The 21,120-nt window shown below is 62.8% G+C and carries 14 protein-coding genes and 1 pseudogene; 10 read left to right on the forward strand and 5 right to left on the reverse strand.

The window, feature by feature from the left end; all coding sequences use genetic code 11:
* Positions 1-176: 176 nt before the first annotated feature.
* Together ACV1FX_RS31005 and ACV1FX_RS31010 are read left to right on the forward strand one after the other, a co-directional pair.
* On the forward strand, positions 177-2,543 hold the full coding sequence (locus ACV1FX_RS31005; protein ID WP_473121342.1) for an efflux RND transporter permease subunit: 2,367 nt from the start codon (positions 177-179) through the stop codon (positions 2,541-2,543).
* Positions 2,544-2,701: 158 nt separating this feature from the next.
* Complete coding sequence (locus ACV1FX_RS31010) at positions 2,702-6,031, forward strand: AAA family ATPase (RefSeq protein ID WP_473121343.1); 3,330 nt, start codon at positions 2,702-2,704, stop codon at positions 6,029-6,031.
* A gap of 166 nt (positions 6,032-6,197) precedes the next feature.
* Here ACV1FX_RS31010 and ACV1FX_RS31015 read toward each other — a convergent pair whose 3' ends face one another.
* Positions 6,198-6,695, reverse strand: a complete 498-nt coding sequence (locus tag ACV1FX_RS31015; RefSeq protein ID WP_473121344.1) for a hypothetical protein — start codon at positions 6,693-6,695, stop codon at positions 6,198-6,200.
* A gap of 458 nt (positions 6,696-7,153) precedes the next feature.
* Here ACV1FX_RS31015 and ACV1FX_RS31020 point away from each other — a divergent pair, with 458 nt between their 5' ends.
* The 6 genes from ACV1FX_RS31020 to ACV1FX_RS31045 all read left to right on the forward strand — a co-directional run bounded on the left by ACV1FX_RS31020 (position 7,154) and on the right by ACV1FX_RS31045 (position 13,303).
* A complete protein-coding gene (locus tag ACV1FX_RS31020) occupies positions 7,154-7,396 on the forward strand; it encodes a hypothetical protein (RefSeq protein WP_284267304.1) in 243 nt (80 codons plus the stop codon).
* 182 nt (positions 7,397-7,578) lie between these two features.
* Complete coding sequence (gene hpnC, locus ACV1FX_RS31025; RefSeq protein WP_473121345.1) at positions 7,579-8,463, forward strand: squalene synthase HpnC; 885 nt, start codon at positions 7,579-7,581, stop codon at positions 8,461-8,463.
* Positions 8,453-9,292 carry a presqualene diphosphate synthase HpnD gene (gene hpnD, locus ACV1FX_RS31030; protein ID WP_473121346.1) on the forward strand — a complete coding sequence of 280 codons (840 nt, stop codon included), beginning with the start codon at positions 8,453-8,455 and terminating at the stop codon, positions 9,290-9,292. The genes hpnC and hpnD overlap by 11 nt, the downstream gene beginning before the upstream one ends.
* Complete coding sequence (gene hpnE, locus ACV1FX_RS31035; RefSeq protein ID WP_473121347.1) at positions 9,292-10,560, forward strand: hydroxysqualene dehydroxylase HpnE; 1,269 nt, start codon at positions 9,292-9,294, stop codon at positions 10,558-10,560. The genes hpnD and hpnE overlap by 1 nt, the downstream gene beginning before the upstream one ends.
* A 53-nt stretch (positions 10,561-10,613) precedes the next feature.
* A complete protein-coding gene (shc, locus tag ACV1FX_RS31040) occupies positions 10,614-12,572 on the forward strand; it encodes a squalene--hopene cyclase (RefSeq protein WP_473121348.1) in 1,959 nt (652 codons plus the stop codon).
* Positions 12,569-13,303, forward strand: coding sequence for a phosphorylase (locus ACV1FX_RS31045; protein ID WP_473121349.1), 735 nt, complete (start codon positions 12,569-12,571; stop codon positions 13,301-13,303). Before shc ends, ACV1FX_RS31045 begins: the two co-directional genes overlap by 4 nt.
* A gap of 78 nt (positions 13,304-13,381) precedes the next feature.
* Here the strand turns inward: ACV1FX_RS31045 and ACV1FX_RS31050 are convergent.
* Positions 13,382-13,750, reverse strand: a pseudogene (locus ACV1FX_RS31050) (DUF3463 domain-containing protein); the annotation flags it as partial.
* Between the two features lie 58 nt (positions 13,751-13,808).
* Between ACV1FX_RS31050 and ACV1FX_RS31055 the strand changes: the two are divergent.
* On the forward strand, positions 13,809-14,483 hold the full coding sequence (locus tag ACV1FX_RS31055; protein WP_473121350.1) for a transposase: 675 nt from the start codon (positions 13,809-13,811) through the stop codon (positions 14,481-14,483).
* 907 nt (positions 14,484-15,390) lie between these two features.
* On the opposite strand, the gene hpnH is transcribed toward ACV1FX_RS31055, so the two are convergent.
* Complete coding sequence (hpnH, locus tag ACV1FX_RS31060; protein ID WP_473121351.1) at positions 15,391-16,539, reverse strand: adenosyl-hopene transferase HpnH; 1,149 nt, start codon at positions 16,537-16,539, stop codon at positions 15,391-15,393.
* Between the two features lie 35 nt (positions 16,540-16,574).
* Positions 16,575-17,501: a 4-hydroxy-3-methylbut-2-enyl diphosphate reductase gene (ispH, locus tag ACV1FX_RS31065; RefSeq protein WP_473121412.1), complete on the reverse strand. Its 927-nt coding sequence runs from the start codon at positions 17,499-17,501 to the stop codon at positions 16,575-16,577.
* A 433-nt stretch (positions 17,502-17,934) separates the two neighbouring features.
* Here ispH and hpnN point away from each other — a divergent pair, with 433 nt between their 5' ends.
* Positions 17,935-20,523, forward strand: coding sequence for a hopanoid transporter HpnN (hpnN, locus tag ACV1FX_RS31070; RefSeq protein WP_473121352.1), 2,589 nt, complete (start codon positions 17,935-17,937; stop codon positions 20,521-20,523).
* Here the strand turns inward: hpnN and ACV1FX_RS31075 are convergent.
* The gene (locus ACV1FX_RS31075) at positions 20,491-21,105 is read right to left on the reverse strand and encodes a DUF2147 domain-containing protein (RefSeq protein ID WP_473121353.1); all 615 of its coding nucleotides are present in this window, start codon (positions 21,103-21,105) and stop codon (positions 20,491-20,493) included. The genes hpnN and ACV1FX_RS31075 overlap by 33 nt on opposite strands.
* Between the last annotated feature and the right edge of the window lie 15 nt (positions 21,106-21,120).

The following is a 21,120-nucleotide window of genomic DNA, read 5'->3' on the forward strand; positions in this document are numbered from 1 at the left end:
TGATCGATTTTGTTCCCCAGCGCGCGCTTGCGAGGAGGCGGGCCGACCTGCTAAACCCCTCGCGGCGATTTCCCGCGCATTTTCAAAGGCAAGCCTCCCATCTGTATGGCGTTTTCAAGCCGATATGCGGGGCGCATAAGCTCACCAACCGAGCCGATTTAGGAACTGGACAAGGCATGCTCGAAAAGCACAGCGAGAGTGAGGTTCATGTCGACAAGGTCGAGCACGGACCCTCGTCCTCCATCGCCTTCGGTATCGAGCGTCTCGGGCTGATCGCCATCCGCGCGCCGGTCCTGTCCTGCCTCATCCTGATCGCGCTGATCGTCGGCGCCGTCTTCGGCATCCAGCGGATCAAGATCGACGATTCGCTGTCGCAGCTCTTCCGCTCCAACAGCCGTGAATTCCACCAGTACGAGGAAGTGACCAAGAAGTTCCCGGCGGAGGAGTTCGACGTCCTCGTCGTGGTCGAGGGCAAGAACCTGCTGGCGCGCGAGAATCTGATGAAGCTGCGCGACTTCATCACGGACATGCAACTCGTCGAAGGCACGCGCGGCCTCGTCTCGCTGTTCTCCGCGCGCCAGGCGCCGGCGCCGGGCAAGTTGCCGGCGGCGCTATTCCCTGCCGAGCTTCCCGAGGGTGCCGCCTACGACAAGTTCATTGAGACCGTCAAAAGCAACGAGATCATCCGCGGCAAGCTGTTGTCGGAGGACGGCACTCTCGCGCTGGTCGTGCTTTCGCTCGATCCGCAAGTGGTCGCCTCCAGCAAGCTCGGCAAAGTCGTCGGCGACATCCGCGCGCTGATGAAGGAGGATCTCGGCGACACCGGGCTCAGCGTGCAGCTTTCCGGCGTGCCGGTGATGCAGCTGGAGATCCGCAATGCCGTCGAGCGCGACGGGCTGACCTACAATATCCTCGGCATTCTCGCCGGCTGCATCATCGCCATCATCTTCTTCCGGAAGATCTCCTTCATGGTGGTGGCGGCGTTCCCGCCGATGATCGCGATTTTGCTGGCGCTCGGCGCGCTCGGCTGGGCCAACTTCAATCTCAACATGTTCCTGAACGTGATGACGCCGCTCATCATGGTCATCAGCTTCTCCGATTCCATGCAGCTCACCTTCGCCGCGCGCGACCGGCTGATTGCAGGCCAGGACAAGTTCACCGCGTTCAAGAACGCCGTTCTGGTGGTGGGTCCGGCCTGCGTGCTGACGCACGGCACCGCCGGCATTTCCTTCATCGCGCTGCAGTTCTCCGACTCCGACCTGATCCGCAAGTTCGGCGAGGCGGGGCTTGCCGCCACCATCATCGCGCTCGTTACGGTGCTGTCGCTGGTCCCGGTGTTCGGTGTGCTGTTCGTACGTAACGAGAAGATATTTGCCGTGAAGTTCCAGAGCGCGGATGCCGGCGTGCAGGCGCTGCGCAATTTCTGCTACTGGATCGCGGTGCGGATGGTGGGGCGACCCGGTCTGTTCAGCCTGATTGCGGTGCTGTTCGTGGCGAGCCTAGGGGTGATCTACGCCAACCTCCAGCCGCGCTACCGCCTTGCCGACCAGGTGCCGGACAAGCGCCAGGCCGTTGCGGCCAGCAACCGGCTCGACGCCAAGCTGACGGGCGCCAATCCCGTCAACGTCCTGATCACCTTCCCCAAGGGTGAATCGCTCTATTCGGCGGAGACGCTGGACACCATCGCGGACGTGCACGCGACGGTGGAGAAGGCGGCCGGCGTCGGCAACGTCTGGTCGCTCGAAACGCTGCGCCGCTGGCTGTCGGAAAAGGCGGGCAGCTCGGACGTCGCGACGCTGAAGGAATATGTGAACGTCATCCCCGAGCATCTGGTGCGACGGTTCATCGATGCCGAGCAGGATGCGGTCGTGGTCGCAGGCCGCGTGCCGGATAAGGATTCCAGCCAGCTCCTGCCCATCGTCGACAAGCTCGACCAGGAGCTCGACGCCGTTCGCAAGAAGCATCCCGGCTACGAGATCGCGGTGACAGGCCTTGCCGCGATTGCGGCGCGCAACTCGGCCAGCATGATCGAGAAGCTGAACCGCGGCCTCACGGTCGAGTTCGCGCTGGTCGCGATCTTCATTGGGCTCGCCTTCCGCTCCTGGGTGGTGATGTTCGCGTGCATCCTGCCGGGCATCTTCCCGGTGGTGATGTCGGGAACGGTGTTGTGGGCGATGGGTGAGGGACTGCAATTCGCCAGCGTCGTGGCACTGACCGTCTCATTCGGTCTCGGCCTCTCCGCGACCATTCACTTCCTCAACCGCCTCAGGCTGGAGAGCAAGCCCGGGGTATCCTCGGCGCTCGCGGTCGAGCGTGCCACGGTGCTGGTCGGCCCCGCGCTGATCCTGACCACGGTGGTGCTCGCCTGCGGCCTCGTGGTCACTGTGTTCTCCGACCTGCCGTCGCTGCGCCTGTTCGGCTGGCTCAGCGCCTTCTCGATGGTTGCAGCGCTGGTTGCAGACCTCTTCATCCTGCGCCCGACAGCGATGTGGCTGATCAACCTGCACGAGAAGATTCACGGAGCGGACAAGCGCGCGATCTGAGCGAGAGCGGCTCTCGTTACCATCAGGGATGCGGCGTTCGCAGCCGAAATTCAGCTTGCCTATACGAATATCCGCGCGCAGGATAATCGCGCAGTCTCTCCGAACCCGCGTTGGCGGGTTTGGCGTGACCGCCAGAGGCGTTCGGGTTGTGTGCCACAATGACCGATCTGCAGCACTGGCTGGAAGAGATTGGATTGGCGCAATATGCCGACCTGTTTGCCACGAACGATATCGATTGGGAAATCCTGACGGATCTGACTGAGCGCGATCTGGAGCAGCTCGGCGTTTCCTTCGGTCACCGCAAGAAGCTGGTTAAGGCGATACAGGCTCTCTGCGGCTCATCGCACGCCGCCAGCCGCTCCGTTGATCCCCGATCGCCGCCCACGGCGGCTCAGAGTGCCGAAAGGCGCCACCTTACGGTGCTCTTTTGCGATCTCGTAGGCTCGACGTCCTTATCCGCACAGCTCGATCCCGAGGAGTTGCGTAAGATCCTCTTTGACTTCCAGGACTGTTGTGGTGACGCCATTCGTCGCTATGACGGGCACATAGCACGTCTGATGGGCGACGGAGTTCTGGCCTATTTCGGCTTTCCATCGGCGCACGAGGATGATGCCGAACGTGCGGTCAAGGCGGCGTTGGCGATCGTTGAATCGGTTCCGGCTTTGGCCGTTCCGATCGCCGGAAAGCTCGAGGTGCGGATCGGCATTGCAAGCGGTCTCGTCGTCGTCGGTGATTTGATCGGAGAGGGGCCGTCGCTCGAATTCGCGCTTGTCGGCGATGCGCCAAATCTGGCGTCGCGTTTGCAGGCGTTGGCCGAGCCCAACCAGATATTGATCGCTCCGCGCACTCGGCTCCTGCTTGGGGGGCTGTTTGAATTTGCCGATCTCGGCGATCGCAATTTGAAAGGGTTCGAGCGGCCAATTCGTGTGTGGCGGGTCGTAGCGCCAGGCTCTCTATCGAGTCGTTTTGAGGCGCGCACCTCCTTGCATTTGACGCCGCTGATCGGCCGGCAAACTGAAGTACGCCTCCTGCTCAAGCAGTACGGCAAAGCAAAGCACGGCAAGGGCCAGATAGTCCTGATCTCCGGTGAGCCCGGAATTGGCAAGTCTCGACTTGTCTTGGCGCTGCGGCAAAGACTGGCCGGAGAGAGATACGGTTTCCTGCAATTTCAGTGTTCGTCCTACCATACAAGCAGCGCGCTACATCCGGTCCTTCATTACCTGGAGCAGGCCGCGGATATAGCTCGCGATACCTCACCTGCAACCAGATTGAACAAGTTGGAGGATCTGGTTCGCCGGACGACGGAGCAAACCCAGTCGATCGTTCCGCCTTTGGCCGCGCTGTTGTCGATCCCATCGCCCGAGGACCACTATCCCCAACGCAAACTCACAGCCGAGCAGCTAAAGGGTCAGACTTTCAGTGCGCTCCTCACTCTGCTGCAGGTAGGCGCCGAACAGCAACCGATGATTCTTGTCTTCGAGGACGTGCATTGGGCAGATCCAACCTCCCTCGAACTGCTGGAGCGCATCCGAGACAAGGTTAGGAGCTGGCGAATATTGGTCGTCCTGTTGCATCGCCCGGATTTTACGTTGCCTTGGGCCGAACAACCGCACGTGACCTCGTTGACGGTCAATCGGTTGGATCGGCAGCAGGTGTCTTCGATGGTCCAGTCCCTGACCAAGGGCAAAGACTTGCCGCGGACCGCAATCGATCAAATTCTGGCCAAGACAGATGGCGTGCCACTCTTTGTCGAGGAAATCACGAAGGCGGTCCTCGAAAGCGGAGGAGGCGGATCGCGCGAGGAACGTTCCGGCACGCATTCCACGCTGCTGGTGCCAGATACATTGCATGATTCGCTGATGGCTCGTTTGGACCTGCTCGCGCCGGCAAAAACCGTCGCCCAGATCGCATCCGTAATTGGTCGCGACTTTTCCCTCGAGCTGTTGAAGGCGACGGCCCCGTTTTCGGGAAGCGATGTTCAGGCCGCCGTCGATCGCTTGCTGGCATCGGGTCTGGTGTTCCGAACCGGCCACCTGAGCGATCAGAGCTTCTCCTTCAAGCACGCGCTCCTTCGAGACGAAGCCTATGCGAGCATACTCAACGACCAGCGCCGAAAGCTTCACGGAAGAATAGCCGACATCTTATGTAGAGATTTCCCGGAGGATGCTCATGCAGCTCCCGAGATCGTTGCGCAGCACTATGCCGAAGCAGGCAGGGCTGAATTCGCGATCGATTATTGGATAAGGGCTGCACGGCAGGCCAGTGCGCGATCTGCTTTCGTCGAGGCCAGTACTCACCTTCAAATGGCTCTCAAGCGGTTGCTCGATCTTCCCTCGGGCGCCGAACGCGACAATCTTGAATTGCAGTTGCAGCAGTCGCTGGGGAATGCGTTCGCCGCTTCAAAGGGGTTTGCCGCCACCGAGACCGTCGAAGCTTACAAGCGCGCTCTTGACCTGTGCAACACCGCCAAGAGCTCCGATCAGAGATTTGCGGTGCTGAACGGGATCATTGCCTTCCATGTCACGCGAGGCGATTTCGAGCAGTCACGGGCATTGGCAGAAGATCTGTTGATGCGAGCCCAGCAGCAGGACAATCCTATGCCCAAGCTGATCGGTCATCGTGCTCTGGGCCAGGCGCTGTTTCTGATCGGCGAGTTGGCTCGGGCGCGTGACCATCTGGGCAATTCGCTCGAGTTGTACGATGCGAAGCATCACGCGCCGCTCACTCCGATTGTTTCGCAAACCTATTTGACGCTTGCGTCTACGCTGCTTGGGGACGTCGAACGTGGGTTGGCGTTCGGCCAGGATGCGGTGCGCCTCGCCGAACAGCAGCAGCATCCGCATAGCCTCTGCAATGCGCTCGCGTTTCTGGCGGGGGCGCACGTGCTGTGTGGAGACCAGGAGGCAGCGTATCCGGTGGCCGAACGAACCGTCAGGCTGGCCACCGAGTATGCGTTTCCGCTTTGGCTGGCCGGTGGCCGGATGCTGCGAGGCTGGGCGAGTTACAATGTCGGGAATGTGGAAGAGGGCTTGCCGGAGCTTCGCAAGAGCATAAAGGCGCTGGAGGCCACCGGTGCGCTGATCTGGGTGCAGTTCGCTCGCTATCTCCTCGCCCAGGTGCTGGCAAAAGCAGGACAATTCGCGGAGGCCATGAAGCTCGTCGACCAAACCTTGCTGATGGTCGCGGGAACGAGCGGACGCTGGTACGAGGCCGAGCTTCACCGGCTCAAGGGCGACTTGCTGGTCAGGGAAGGCGGCTCTCCGGCAATTGCAGAAGGCTGCTACGAAAAAGCGATAGCCGTTGCCGTGCGGCAGGGGGCACGCCTTTGGCAACTGCGGGCCTCGAATGCCCTGTCCGGGTTATGGTGTGCTCAGGGCAAGATTCCGGAGGTGCGAGCTTTGTTGGCTCCGCTCAGCACGAGATTCGATGGAAGGATCGTCGTGCCCGATTTGCGGCGCACGAAGGCTCTTCTCTCTGAAAACGGTTAAGTATCAGATTGGAGGTCACCGGAGGCACGAGAGGCGAGAAGGCCGGCGGCCTTGAGCAGAATTCTGCGACTGGGGTCCGTGTTGTCAATGAATCATGTCATGAAAAACCCCCGGCTCGTGAGAACCAGGGGCCATGTCGTCCGCTCATCAGGTGAGGTGAAGCGCTTCAGCTCTTCACCATGGTGATGTTGACGCCGCGGATTTCGCCCTTGGAGTTGATCTGCACCGTCTGCTTGCTGCCGTTGGTGCGCAGCGTCAGGTTGGCGGCGAAACCGTTGGCCTCGACGAACACGTCGATCTGGCCGCCGCCGGCGGTGCCCTGCAGATTGCCGAAGATGTTACGGCTGGCTTCGCTCCAATTGCCTGAAATGCGGTCGCCCTGGCTCGTCACGTCGCTGGTGAGATCGAATTTGTAGCTGTCGCTGGCGCAGTGCAGGGCCTGTTTCAGGCCGAGACCGCTGGCCGCAACCTTGTAGTCGGCCTTGCAGCGGATGCGCTCGGTGGACCCGTCCGACAGCGACACGGTGCCGGTGCCCGACCACGCGCCGTCAAAGCCGGCAAAGGGCCCGGACGACTGAGCGTGGCTCGCCGAAACCGAAAAGAGCAGCGCGGCGCCAATGCCTGCCGCCTTGATCGCCAGTCCGGACCGTCCAAAGAATTTCATGTCGAATATCCCGTTTTCTGAATGACGTTCGCTCCTGATAGAACGTCTCGCCGCATCGAAAGTTTAGTGTCTCCATCTGCGGGCAGGTTCAAACCATAGCCCCGTGAGGTGTCAGGACCGCGAACCATTGCGGCCATTTTCGACGTTCCCGCACGGGTTTCAGCTGTGCCTTTTCGATGACGACCGCAAGGGCTTGCGATGCATGTCTGCAACAGGTCCATGGCAAAACACCGGCTGCCTAAATAATCTCATAGTATCAATCTCTTACATCTGCCAATGAGAGCCCTGCGAAGGCGCTATCTGGTGGATTTGGTGCCAATTTGGCCGCATTTACCAGTGCTTGTGCTGTCTCCACTGCTGCGCGCTCCGCGGCAACGCCATCAGAACAATCCGCTCCGGTCGTCCGCCCTGTGCTGTCCGGGAACGGAGAGATTCTGCCGTCAGAATGAAGGACTACCATGCGTAAATTTCTCCTCGCTCTCACCCTGCTGTCGGCATCCCTTTCGACCGCGGCATTTGCCCAACAGCCCCAGCAGGGACGCGGCACGGCCGAAGAGCAGAAGGCCTGCACGCGCGACGTGCAGAAATTCTGCCGTCCGGTCATCGATCAGGGCGATTTCACGATTCTGGCCTGCCTGAAGGAGAATCGGGCCAAGATCTCGCAGGCCTGCGATCAGGTCCTGAAGACCCACAACCAGTAAGCTTTCGCGTGGCCCGTGGAGCGTTCACGGGCCCGCCTTTGCGGCGGCGTCGATTCTGAGGGCAGGGGACCCGCGAGACAGGTTGGTTTTGCGGGCATATTCCCCTATATGGGGGCCGCGACGGCTTGGGCCGGCGCGCCGAAAAAAGCCTTCCTGTTCAGACGATTGTTAACCAGTCCCCAATGACTTCTGCGAGCGAATTGCGATCCGGCAAGGGTGACCGCGACGAGAATTTTCCCGTCGCGTCGTGGATCATTCATCCGCGTCACCGCGCGCTGATCCTCGCCTTCTACAATTTCGTTCGCACGGCCGACGACATCGCCGACCATGCGACGTTGCCGCCTGAAGAGAAGCTCGCCTATCTCGACTTGCTCGAGGCCGAGCTCAACGGCAATGGCGATACGCAGGCCGAGGCCGTCATTCTCCGCCGCGCGCTGGCCGAGCGCGGTATGTCGCCGCGCCATGCGCTCGACGTGCTGATCGCGTTCCGCATGGACGTGACGAAACTGCGCTACGAGACCTGGGACGAGGTCATTCACTACTGCCGCTACTCGGCGATGCCGGTCGGCCGCTTCATGCTCGACGTGCACGGCGAGGCGACCTCGACCTGGGTTGCGTCGGATGCGCTCTGCGCCGCCTTGCAGATCAACAACCACCTCCAGGATTGCGGCAAGGATTTTCGCGCGCTCAACCGCGTCTACCTGCCGCGCGATGCGCTGGCCGCAAGCGGCGCCGCGGTCGAGCAGCTTGGCGGCGATCATTCGCCGCCGCAGATGCTGGCCTGTCTCCAGGCGCTCGCCGCTCGCAACGAAGAGCTCCTGAACGATAGCAAGTCGCTTTCCGCCGAGGTGCGGGACTTCCGCCTGGGCGTCGATATCTCGGTGATCCAGGCCTATGCCGACCGCATCGTGCGCCTCCTGAAGGTGCGCGATCCCCTGCGCGAGCGCGTGCATCTGAACAAGCTCGAGCTCCTCACCTTCAGCCTCGCCGGCATCGCTGGTGAAATCGGCCGTCGCGCCTTCGGGCGCAGGCCAATCTCCAATCCGGGGCCTGCCCATGACGCTTGAGGCGACCTCGCCCGGCGCCAATTATGGCTCGACCGCATCCGGCAGCTCGTTCTACGCCGCGATGCGCATCCTGCCGCGCGACCAGCGCGAGGCGATGTTCCAGATTTACAGCTTCTGCCGTCAGGTCGACGACATCGCCGATTCCGACGGCCCGCGCGATGAACGCCTCGCTGCTCTTCAGGAATGGCGCAACGACATCGACGCGCTCTATCAGGGCCATCCGCCGGCACGGCTCGCCGACTACGTCGCCTCGGTGAAGACCTTCGGGCTGAAGCGGGAGGATTTCCTCGCCATCGTCGATGGCATGGAGATGGACGTGCCGCAGGACATCCGCGCACCCGACATGGCAGTCCTTGATCTTTACTGCGATCGCGTCGCGAGTGCCGTGGGACGCCTGTCGGTGCGGGTGTTCGGCATGCCGGAAGAGGACGGCATCCTGCTCGCACATCACCTCGGCCGCGCGCTCCAGCTCACCAACATCCTGCGCGACATCGACGAGGACGCAGGCCTCGGCCGGCTCTACCTGCCGCGTGAGGGCCTGATGCATGCCGGCATCACCTCCAACGATCCGACCCGCGTCATCGCCGAGCGCGCGCTGCCGAAGGTTTGCCTGCCACTCGCCCAGCGCGCAAAGGCGCATTTCGAGAAGTCGGACGAGATCATGGCGCGCAACAAGCGCCGCGCGGTGCGCGCGCCGCGGATCATGTCGAAATATTATCACGCCATTCTGGACCTCCTGCTCGAACGCGGCTTTGCCGCGCCCCGCGCGCCGGTGCGTGTGTCCAAGGTCGCACGTATCGCCATCCTTCTCCGTTACGCTTTTTTCTGATGCAAAAGACAGCTCACATCATCGGCGCCGGCATTTCCGGCCTCTCTGCCGCCGTGCGGCTTGCCAATGCCGGCTTCAAGGTCGCCGTGCACGAGGCGACGCAGCAGGCCGGCGGCCGCTGCCGTTCCTATTTCGACGGCGCGACCAATCTCGTCATCGACAATGGCAACCATCTGTTGTTGTCGGGCAATCGCCACGCGCTCGCCTATGCGCGCTCGATCGGCAGCGAGGCGGGGCTGGTGGGCCCGGCGCGTGCGCAGTTTCCCTTCGTTGATCTGAAGACCGGGCAGCGCTGGCAGCTCGATCTCGGCGACAGCCGCCTGCCGGGTTGGGTGTTCGACGAGAGCCGTCGTGTCCCCGACACCGGACTGACCGACTATCTCAAGCTCGCGCCGCTGATCTGGGCGTCGGAGGAGACGCTGGTCGGCAAGGCGATCCCCTGCGAGGGCGTGCTGTATCAGCGCCTGGTGCAGCCGCTGTTGCTTGCGGCGCTCAACGTCGATCCTCCCGAAGGCTCGGCGGGGCTTGCCGGCGCGATCGTGCGCGAAACGCTGCTTGCCGGCGGCCAGGCCTGCCGTCCGCTGATCGCGCGCGATGGCCTGAGTGCCGTGCTGATCGAGCCTGCGGTGAAGTTCCTGACCGAGCGCGGTCACTCCGTGCAGCTCGGTCATGAGCTGCGTTCGTACGCGACCACCGACGGCAAGGTCGGCGCGCTCAATTTCGGCGGCGAGGATGTCGTCGCGATCGGGCCCGACGACGTGATCGTGATGGCGGTACCGCCACGCGCCGCCGCCTCGCTGCTGCCCGGCCTGAAAACCCCGACGCAATTTCGCGCCATCGTGAACGCGCATTTCCGCTTTGAGCCGCCGCCGGGCTCGGCGCCAATTCTGGGCGTGATCGGCGGCGTCGTCGAATGGCTGTTCGCGTTCCCGAACCGGCTGTCCGTCACCATCAGCAATGGCGACCGGCTGGTCGAGATGCCGCGCGAAGAGCTCGCGCAGACGATTTGGAACGAGGTCTGCAAGGCGGGCGGCATTGCCGGCGAATTGCCTCCCGAATTGCCCCCCTGGCAGATCGTGCGAGAGCGCCGCGCCACCTTTGCCGCCACGCCCGAGCAGAATGCCCTGCGTCCCGGGCCGGTCACCACGCTGAAAAACCTGTTTCTTGCCGGCGACTGGACTGCTACGGGCTTGCCAGCAACCATTGAGGGATCGGTCCGGTCCGGCGATCGCGCCGCCGATTTGGTCCTGGCCGCACAGCGGACCTGACGGGCTTTGGTCCCGGTCAATTATCCCAGCAACTATCGGAGATATCGAGCGAGATGCATTCCGTGAACAAGAACGCGACCAACCGCGAAGTCTTGGAATCGAGCATTGCGTCGGCCACGCAAGGGTTGCTCGGCTTCCAGCAATCCGACGGCCATTGGGTGTTCGAGCTCGAGGCCGACTGCACGATTCCGGCGGAGTACATCCTGCTGCGGCACCATCTCGCCGAGCCGATCGACGCCGTGCTCGAAGCCAAGATCGGTAATTATCTGCGCCGCGTGCAGGGCGCCCATGGCGGCTGGCCGCTGGTGCATGACGGTGAATTCGACATGAGCGCGAGCGTGAAAGCTTACTTCGCGCTCAAGATGATCGGTGATTCCGTCGACGCGCCGCACATGGTGCGTGCGCGCGAGGCGATCCGTTCGCGCGGCGGCGCGATCAACAGCAACGTCTTCACCCGTTTCACGCTTGCGATGTTCGGCGTCGTGAGCTGGCGCGCGGTGCCAGTGCTGCCGGTGGAGATCGTGCTGTTGCCATTCTGGTCGCCGTTCCACCTCAACAAGATCTCCTATTGGGCGCGCACCACCATGGTGCCGCTGATGGTGCTCGCGGCGCTCAAGCCGCGCGCACGGAATCCCAAAGGCGTCGGCATCGACGAGCTGTTCCTGCAAGATCCGCGGTCGATCGGCATGACCGCCAAGGCGCCGCACCAGAGCATGGCCTGGTTCGTGCTATTCCGCTCGCTCGATGCGGCCTTGCGCGTCATCGAGCCGTTGTTTCCCAAGAGCCTGCGCAAGCGCGCGATCGATGCGGCGCTCGCCTTCACCGAGGAGCGGCTGAACGGCGAGGACGGCATGGGTGCGATCTATCCGCCGATGGCCAACATCGTCATGATGTACGACGCGCTAGGCAGGGACGAGAGCTATCCGCCGCGCGCGACCACACGCCGGGGCATCGACAAGCTGCTCGTGATCAAGGACGACGAAGCCTATTGCCAGCCCTGTGTCTCGCCGATCTGGGATACGACGCTGACCGCGCACGCTCTGCTCGAGGCCGGCGGTCCAGCAGCGGTGCCGGCCGCCAAGCAGGGCCTCGACTGGCTGATCCCGAAGCAGGAGCTGGAGGTGAAGGGCGACTGGGCGGTGAAGCGTCCCGACACGCGTCCCGGCGGCTGGGCCTTCCAGTACAACAACGCCCACTATCCCGATCTCGACGACACCGCCGTGGTGGTGATGTCGATGGATCGCATGCGCCGGGAGCACGGTACGGCCGGCTATGACGCCGCGATCGACCGTGGCCGGGAGTGGATCGAGGGCATGCAGAGCGACGACGGCGGCTGGGCTGCCTTCGACGTGAACAACCTTGAATATTATTTGAACAACATCCCGTTCTCCGACCATGGCGCGCTGCTCGATCCGCCGACCGAGGACGTCACCGCGCGCTGCATCTCGATGCTGGCCCAGCTCGGCGAGACCGAGAAGACCAGCAAGCACGTGGCCGATGGTGTCGCCTATCTGCGCCGGACCCAGCACCCGGAGGGCTCCTGGTACGGCCGCTGGGGCATGAATTTCATCTATGGAACCTGGTCGGTGCTGTGTGCTCTGAACGCGGCCGGCCTCGGCCACACCGACCCGATGATTCGCAAGGCCGCCGACTGGCTGGTCTCGATCCAGAACAAGGACGGCGGCTGGGGCGAGGACGCCGTCAGCTACCGGCTCGATTACAAGGGCTGGGAGGCTGCTCCCTCGACCGCCTCGCAAACGGCATGGGCCTTGCTTGCCCTGATGGCGGCCGGTGAAGTCGATCATCCGGCCATAGGCCGCGGGGTGGAGTACCTGATTGCAACACAGAACCAAAAAGGGCTGTGGGACGAGCAGCGCTACACGGCGACAGGCTTCCCCCGTGTATTTTATCTACGCTATCATGGTTACTCGAAGTTCTTCCCGCTGTGGGCGCTGGCGCGGTATCGGAACTTGCGGAACACCAACAGCAGGGTGGTAGGGGTCGGAATGTGACTTTGGGGACGGGGGACGGGGGCTCCGCGGGTAATGCAATAGACCTGCGGCCGATACTTATTGTGACCGGTCTGGTTCAGGAGGCCCGCATCGCGGCAGGGCCCGGGATGGCCGTTATTTGCTCTTCCAGCAGTCCGACGCAGTTGCGGGCGCTTTTGACGGTCGTCGACCCCGAAAGCATCCGTGGCGTGATCTCGTTCGGCGTGGCCGGCGGACTTGATCCCACACTTCGCTCGGGCGACGTCGTGGTGGCGACCGAGGTGCTGGCGGGCGACGCCCGCTGGGCCGCCGGCCTGTCGCTCAGCGAAGATCTCATCGACAAGCTGACCTCCGGACGCCGCCGCGTCGTGCGTGGCCGCCTCGCCGGTGCCGAAGAGGTGGTCACCGGCCGTTCCTGCAAGGCGGCGCTCCATTCGGAAACAGGTGCAGCCGCCGTCGACATGGAGAGCCATATCGCGGCTGCCTACGCCGCCGAGGCAGACCTGCCGTTCGCCGCCCTCCGGGTCATCAGCGATCCCGCCCACCGCGCCCTGCCGGCGCTGGCGCGCGAGGCGATCAAGCCGAACGGCCAGATCGACGTGGCGACCATCTTGCGCGGCGTCGTGCGCAATCCGGGCACGCTGCGCGCCCTGGTCTCGACCGGCATCGACTTCAACCGCGCCCTGCGCTCCTTACGCGTCAGCCGCGACTTCCTGCTCGGCAGCGAGGGACCCGTCCCCGAGACGGTCTGAGAGGTTTCGAAGCGCACAAAAGAAAAGGCCCGGTCGCGATGGCGACCGGGCCTTTTCCTTCGTGCCGATTCGAGCCGCTTAAGCGGCGGTCGAAGCCTTCTGCTCGGCGGCGAGCGCCTCGTCGCGGCGAATCTCGGAGAGCTTCTTCTGGACCTGCTCCGAGAAGATGTACTGCGCCGGACGCTGCTTGGAGAGGTCGATCTCGGGTGCCATCGGGCCGGTGGTCTTGATACCGCGCAGCGCGACCCAGGCCGCCTTGAACGGATTGTTGAACGCCGCGGTGGCTGCCGTCGGCTCGTAGCCGCAATGGGCCATACAGTCGGCGCACTTCTCGTACTTGCCGGTGCCGTAGGTCTCCCAGTCGGTGGTGTCCATCAGCTCCTTGAAGGTTTTTGCGTAGCCTTCACCGAGCAGATAGCAGGGCTTCTGCCAGCCGAAGATGTTCCGAAATTACAGTGACAGTGCACTCAATTGACCCAACCCGCCTTTCGATGCATGCTGCGGCATGGCTCGTCTCGCCCGCGTCGTCATCCCCGGTCATCCGCACCACGTCACCCAGCGTGGCAACGGCCGGGCTCGAACTTTTTTCGGCGATGACGACTATGCCCTTTATCGCGACCTGCTGGCGGTGAATTGCCGGGCGGCCGGGGTCGAGGTGTGGGCCTGGTGCCTGATGCCGAACCACGTGCATCTCATCCTGGTCCCATCCGACGCCGACGGCTTGCGCCGCGCACTCGCGCGTGTGCATCGTTCCTATGCAGGGGCCATCCAGGCGCGGCGCAAACGCACCGGACATTTCTGGCAAGGCCGCTTCGGCGCGGTCGCCATGGACGAAGACCATCTCGCGGCGGCGCTGCGCTACGTCTCGCTCAACCCGGTGCGCGCCCGGCTGGTGCAGCGCGCGCAGGATTGGCGATGGTCGAGCACACGCGCGCATCTGCGCGGCAAGGATGACGGGGTGACAGTGCTGGCGCCGATCCGGGACCGCTTCCCGCGCTTCGCCGATCTTCTCGACGGCGCGCCCGATGCCGATCTGTTCGATCGCCTGCGCGCTGCGGAGAGCATTGGCCGGCCCCTTGGCAACGACCGCTTCATCGCTCGCCTTGAACGAATGACAGGGCGACCTCTCAAGCCAGCCAAGCGTGGGCCGAAGCCGCAGCAGGATGGCGATGGCGATTAGTTTTGTGCACTGTCACCGTAACCGTAACTCGATGGGGAAACTAATATGGCCGTCGTCGTCGCTATGGAAAATTTTTGCTTCAGTGTTGTCTCGGCGGTCCTTTTCCTTTGGATAAAGAGATATGTCGTTCGAGTGACCTTGAGCGTGCTCTTCCCGCTTGCGCTCTATTGGCTCGCTTTCCAAGCTGTGTCGAGTGGGCAAGATTTTTGGGATATTAGGCTGATCGGCCCTGTGGCCTTAGGGGGATCTTGTGGAGCCCATATGAAATCGTTGTTATCGCTAGTCAGGAAAGTGCGTAGCACGTTTAGCTGGTAGCAGGTCTTTCGGCCTGGAATTACGGTGAGTGCGCCGGTATTACGGCCGGTACTACGGTGACAGTGCTGGACTGCACCCCTGAAGTGAGACACGATAATTTCAGTGACAGGGGATCATCTGTGGCAACGAGAGGGAACAATCGTCAATTCCCGCCGGCCTTCGAGTTGAAGGCGATCAGGCAGACGCAGGGGACGCAACGGCGTTGTGTCCGCTTCCCGCAGGCGCGAGCCCAAGCCGTCCGGAGGCGCTCCAACTGCGACTTTCGTAATTCCCAAGCGACTTCCGGCGGGTTGACCAATCGACACGGTCTGTGGCCGTTTTCACCGAGACTTCCGCGTGCTGCGGTTGCTCGTTTGCCGCTGACATGGCAATGGCTTATCCGAATTGACATCGTGCCGTTTGGCCGCTGCGTTTCTACTTTGCATGGGGTTGTTTTTCACTTTCTTGACTGAGGCCTGCCCGGCAGCCAGCAAGAAGGGCGACGAGCGCAGCCTGCGTGCCGCTCCGCTTCTTCCCCGGCGTTTGACTCGAGCAAACGAAAAGGCCCGGTCGCGATGGCGACCGGGCCTTGTTCGTTCGGGCCTGCTCGCGGTTACGCGGCGGTCGAGGCCTTCTCCTGCGCGGCGAGCGCCTCGTCGCGGCGAATCTCGGAGAGCTTCTTCTGGACCTGCTCCGAGAAGATGTACTGCGCCGGACGCTGCTTGGAGAGGTCGATCTCGGGTGCCATCGGGCCGGTGGTCCTGATACCGCGCAGCGCGACCCAGGCCGCCTTGAACGGATTGTTGAACGCCGCGGTGGCTGCCGTCGGCTCGTAGCCGCAATGGGCCATACAGTCGGCGCACTTCTCGTACTTGCCGGTGCCGTAGGTCTCCCAGTCGGTGGTGTCCATCAGCTCCTTGAAGGTTTTTGCGTAGCCTTCACCGAGCAGATAGCAGGGCTTCTGCCAGCCGAAGATGTTCCGCGCGGGCATGCCCCAGGGCGTGCACTCGTAGGACTGGTTGCCGGCGAGGAAGTCCAGGAACAGGCTGGAATGCATGAAGTTCCACTTCTTGCCCTTGCCCATCGCGAAGACGTCGCGGAACAGCTTCTTGGTCTTGGTGCGGTTGAGGAAGTGCTCCTGGTCCGGCGCGCGCTCATAGGCGTAGCCCGGCGACATGGAGACGCCGACACCGAGCTCGACGGTGAGGTCGAGGAACTTCGCGATCTCCTCGGCCGGATGACCGTCGAAGATGGTCGCGTTGACATTGACCGTGAATCCGCGCGCCTTCGCCGCTTTGATCGCGGACACCGCGCGATCGAACACGCCCTTCTGCGACACCGCCTTGTCGTGGTGGTCCTTCAGGCCGTCCAGATGCACCGAGAAGAACAGGTACGGGGAGGGCTCGAACAGGTCGAGCTTCTTCTCGAGCAGCAGTGCGTTGGTGCAGAGCGAGACGAACTTCTTGCGCGCCACGAGGCCGCGCACGATCTCGCCGATCTCCTTGTGGATCAGCGGCTCGCCGCCGGGGATCGCCACCATCGGTGCGCCGCACTCGTCGGCGGCGTCCCAGCACTCCTGCGCCGTCATGCGGCGGTTGAGGATCGCGTCCGGATAATCGATCTTGCCGCAGCCGACGCAGGCGAGATTGCAGCGAAACAGCGGTTCCAGCATCAGCACGAGCGGATAGCGCTTGCGGCCAAGCAGTCTCTGCTTGAGCAAATAGCCGCCGATACGCATTTCCTTGAAGAAGGGTATTGCCATCACACGTTTCTTTCTGGGCTTTGAATTCAGGGAGGTCAGCTTGCGGCGAGTTCCGCCGGAAGCCGGAATTCGATGTTTTCCTCGCGACCCGGGAGCACTGAGACCGAGACTGGTCCAATCCGTCGCAGGGCTTCGATCACGTCATCCACGAGAACCTCAGGTGCCGAGGCGCCGGCTGTGATGCCGACGGTCTTGGCGTCTTTCAACCATTCCGGATTGAGCTCGCGGCCATCGGCGACCAGATAACTCGCCACGCCGGCCTCAGTGCCGATTTCGCGGAGCCGGTTCGAGTTGGAACTATTGGCGGCGCCCACCACCAAGATTACGTCGACCAGCTTACTTAAGTCCCTTACCGCAGATTGGCGGTTCTGTGTCGCATAGCAGATATCCCGGATGTCGGGGCCTTGAATATCTGTAAACCGGGCCTGAAGGGCCGCGATAATGTCCCTGGTGTCGTCCACCGACAGCGTGGTTTGGGTGATATAGGCCACTGGCCGATCGGCCGGCAGCGTCAGGGCCTTAACCTCTTCGACGCTCTGGACCAGCAACACGGGGCCCGGAACCTGGCCCATGGTTCCCTCCACCTCGGGATGGCCGGCATGGCCGATCAGTATCAGGGTACGGCCTTTCGAGATGTATCGCTTCCCCTGATTGTGAACTTTCGTGACCAGGGGGCAGGTCGCATTGAGCACAGGAAGGTCGCGCTCGGCAGCTTCTTCCTCGACGCTGCGCGCCACACCATGGGCGCTGAAGACGGTCATCGCCTTCGGCGGAACCTCGGACAGCTCCTCGACGAAGATTGCGCCTTTCTTCTTCAGGCTCTCCACGACGTATTTATTGTGTACGATCTCGTGGCGCACGTAGACGGGCGGGCCGTACTTCTCGAGCGCCCGCTCCACGATCTCGATTGCACGCACCACGCCGGCACAAAAGCCGCGCGGCTGCGCTAGATAAACTTCCATAGGACGCCCATCACGCAAGTTGCACCAAATCCGTTCAGTTGTCCCCGGCGCCACCCCGATACTTGGCAATAGTGCAATATCCACGCCATTGGTTCCGCGTCGGCGGTAGCTGACCACCCCGTCCGTTTGGCCCCAAGCGCATGGAGGCACAGGGTTCTTGTGTCAAAAAAACGGCCGCGAGGAAAGGCGGAACGCAGTCTCGGTTCCGTTAACGGTACTATGATGCGGAAAAGTTAAGGCAAGAGCCTCACCCCTTCGTCACTTTACCGCCTCAACTGGCCGTCTATACCCGCGCGCACGGTCATTGACTTCCGTCAATTCCTCGAACCTGCCGACCGGTCAAACCGCCCAAAACAGCGATAGGTTTCGCCGGGGAACTCCGATAAACAGCGGGCGTTTCCGGCAAGCTGTTTGAAAGCCAGAAAGAAAAGATGTGCTGCAAAGTATAGTCGTTGCGATCGTCCGAGCCTGCACCCGATTTGCCACCCTCGTCGTTGTCGCCGGGCTCCTGCTGGCGGTTGGCGCCGGCTACTACGCAGCGCGCCATTTCGCCATCAACACCGATATCAACTCGCTGATTGCGCAAAATCTCGACTGGCGGCAGCGCGACCAGGCTTTCGACCGCGCCTTTGACCGTGACGCCACTATTTTGGCTGTCGTCGAGGCGGCGACGCCCGAGATGACGACGGCTGCGGCCGACGCGCTCTATGCGAAGCTGAAGGATGACAAGACCAACTTCGTGTCGGCGCAGCAGCTCGGGACCGGCGAGTTCTTCGAGCGGAACGGGCTGTTATTCTTGCCGACCGAGGAGGTCGGCAAGATCACCGGCCAGTTCGAATCCGCAGCGCCCCTGATCGAGATCATGGCGGGCGATCCCTCGATCCGCGGTCTCACCGGCGCGCTGGAGACCGGCCTTGCCGGCGTCAAGCGCGGCCAGGTGAAGCTCGACAACACCGAGCGTCCGTTCAACCTGATCGCGCAGACGGTCGAGACCGTCCTTAACAAGGGCAACGCAATCTTCTCCTGGCGCGAGCTCGTCAGCGACAAGCCGCTGACCGATTCCGACAAGCGCGCCTTCATCGAGTTCAAGCCGGTCCTCGACTACAATGCGCTCGAGCCCGGCAAGGACGCGACCGACGCGATCCGGAAAGCTGCGGCCGATCTGGATTTCCCGACCAAATATCAGGCGCGAGTGCGCCTGACCGGCCCTGTCCCGATCGCCAACGAAGAATATGCGACGGTTCAGGAAGGCGCTGTCGTCAACGGCGTCGGCACTGTCATCGTGGTGCTGTTCATTCTGTGGCTTGCGCTGCATTCGGCGAAGATCATCTTCGCCGTGTTCGTCAACCTGTTCGTCGGGCTCGCGATCACGACGGCCGCAGGCCTGATGATGGTCGGCTCGCTCAACCTGTTGTCGATCGCCTTCGCCGTGCTGTTCGTCGGTCTCGGCGTCGATTTCGGCATCCAGTACAGCGTTCGCTATCGCTCGGAGCGCTACAAGGTCGATGATCTCACTTCTGCGCTTGTGCTGGGCGCCAAGCGCTCGGCGATCCCGCTTTCGCTGGCAGCGATGGCGACGGCGGCCGGCTTCCTCTGCTTCATCCCGACCGACTACAAGGGCATCGCTGAGCTCGGCCAGATCGCTGGCGTCGGCATGCTGGTGGCGTTCTTTTCCTCGATCACCGTGCTGCCGGCGCTATTGAAGCTCTTGAATCCGCCCGGCGAGAAGGAGCCCGTGGGCTACGCCTTCCTGGCGCCGGTCGATCGCTTCCTGGAGACGCACCGCGTCGTGATCGTCGGCGGCACATTGCTGCTCGCGCTCGGCGGCCTGCCGCTTCTCTACTACATGAAGTTCGACTTCAACCCGATGAACCTGCGCAACCCCAGGGCGGAGTCGATCGCGACCTTCCTTGACCTGCGCAAGGATCCGAACACCGGCGCCAACGCCATCAACGTGCTGACCAATTCGGAAGAGCAGGCGAGGCAGGTCGAGGCGAAGCTCGAGAAGCTGCCGGAGGTGCTGCGAGTAATGTCACTCGACAGCTTCGTGCCATCGGATCAGGAGCCGAAGCTGAAGCTGATCGCGCAGGGCGCCAAGGTGATCAACCCCGCGCTCAACCCGGATCAGGTCGATGCTGCGCCATCGGACCAGGAAAACGTCGACGCGCTGAAGTCCTCGGTCGACGCCTTGCGCAGGACTGCAGGCAACGAGAAGGGACCCGGCGCGGTCGCCTCGCGGCGGCTTGCCGATGCGCTCGAGAAGCTCGCCAACGCGGATGAGGCGACCCGCAACAAGGCGCAGGACGTCTTCATCACGCCAATGAAGATCGTGTTCGATCAACTCAGGAACGCGATGCAGGCCGAGCCGGTTACGCTGAAATCGCTACCGCCCGATCTGGTCAATGCCTGGAAGAGCAAGGACGGCGTGATCCGCGTCGAGGCGCTGCCGCGCGGAGATCCAAACGACAACGACACCCTGCGCAAATTCGCCGCGGCCGTGCTGGTAGCGGAGCCGACCGCGATCGGCGGTCCGGTCTCGATCCTGAAATCGGGCGATACCGTCGTGCGCGCCTTCATCATGGCCGGCATCTATGCGCTGGTCGTGATCAGCCTGCTGTTGTGGATCACCTTGCGGCGCTTCACCGACGTGCTGATGACCTTGGTGCCGCTCCTGGTTGCGGGCGCGGTGACGCTCGAGATCTGCGTGCTGATCGGCTTGCCGCTCAACTTCGCCAATATCGTCGCCTTCCCGTTGCTGCTCGGCGTCGGCGTCGCCTTCAAGATCTACTATGTCGTGGCTTGGCGCTCCGGCAGGACAAATCTGCTGCAGACCAGCCTGACGCGAGCGATCTTTTTCAGCGCGCTGACGACGGCCACTGCGTTCGGCAGCCTCTGGCTGTCGAGCCATCCGGGCACGTCCAGCATGGGCAAGCTGCTCGCGCTGTCGCTGGTGACGACGCTTGCCGCCGTGCTGCTGTTTCAGCCGGCCCTAATGGGCAAACCCCGCAATCTCAGGGAGTAGGCAGATGTCGCCGACGGGATCGGCGGCACTCTTCTGACCAGGTTTCGCGCTCGCGCCGGCGCTCTTGGGAGCGCCGGGCGGCGTGGTCGCAGCCGTCTTGGGCGCCGCGCCGGTGGTCTTCGGCGCGCCCTTGGCCATGCTGTTGGCGGGACTCGACGGGATCGGTGGCCCAACCCGAGTCCAGGTCTCGCCGCCACAAAGGAAACCGAGCACGCAGCCCTTGATCTCGAGTTCGTCGGCGCCGGCGGGCGTGATGGTCGATGCGTAAAGCTGGCCGTCCTTGGCGTTGTAGACTTGGCCCTCCCACTGGTCGGCACCGGCCGTCTTCTTCATGTCGATCAGGATCGCCATGCCCAGCGTCGGTCTGCTCTTTTTTGACGCATCCGGGTTATTCTCGTCGCGACCGCCGGGGGTCTTCTCCCAGGAAACCGCGCCCCACATGCTGCCATTGCATTGAGCGACGCGGATATTGGCGACGCCGTCGGCGACCCGCCAGTCGCCGGTCGGATCGGCCGCGAAGGCCGGGTTCAAACTGCTGAAACCGCTAACCAGTATTATTCCGGAGTAAAGGGCCAAACGCATCATAGTTCCTCGGCA

This window comes from Bradyrhizobium ingae, assembly GCF_055791185.1.

Bases quoted from the DNA above. Each gene is read 5' to 3' on its own strand.
- ACV1FX_RS31015 (WP_473121344.1), bottom strand. From the start codon at position 6,695: ATGAAATTCTTTGGACGGTCCGGACTGGCGATCAAGGCGGCAGGCATT.
- ACV1FX_RS31055 (WP_473121350.1), top strand. From the start codon at position 13,809: ATGGCTCGTCTCGCCCGCGTCGTCATCCCCGGTCATCCGCACCACGTC.
- ACV1FX_RS31075 (WP_473121353.1), bottom strand. From the start codon at position 21,105: ATGCGTTTGGCCCTTTACTCCGGAATAATACTGGTTAGCGGTTTCAGC.
- ispH (WP_473121412.1), bottom strand. From the start codon at position 17,501: ATGGAAGTTTATCTAGCGCAGCCGCGCGGCTTTTGTGCCGGCGTGGTG.
- ACV1FX_RS31020 (WP_284267304.1), top strand. From the start codon at position 7,154: ATGCGTAAATTTCTCCTCGCTCTCACCCTGCTGTCGGCATCCCTTTCG.
- hpnD (WP_473121346.1), top strand. From the start codon at position 8,453: ATGACGCTTGAGGCGACCTCGCCCGGCGCCAATTATGGCTCGACCGCA.
- hpnC (WP_473121345.1), top strand. From the start codon at position 7,579: ATGACTTCTGCGAGCGAATTGCGATCCGGCAAGGGTGACCGCGACGAG.
- ACV1FX_RS31005 (WP_473121342.1), top strand. From the start codon at position 177: ATGCTCGAAAAGCACAGCGAGAGTGAGGTTCATGTCGACAAGGTCGAG.
- hpnE (WP_473121347.1), top strand. From the start codon at position 9,292: ATGCAAAAGACAGCTCACATCATCGGCGCCGGCATTTCCGGCCTCTCT.
- shc (WP_473121348.1), top strand. From the start codon at position 10,614: ATGCATTCCGTGAACAAGAACGCGACCAACCGCGAAGTCTTGGAATCG.
- ACV1FX_RS31010 (WP_473121343.1), top strand. From the start codon at position 2,702: ATGACCGATCTGCAGCACTGGCTGGAAGAGATTGGATTGGCGCAATAT.
- hpnH (WP_473121351.1), bottom strand. From the start codon at position 16,539: ATGGCAATACCCTTCTTCAAGGAAATGCGTATCGGCGGCTATTTGCTC.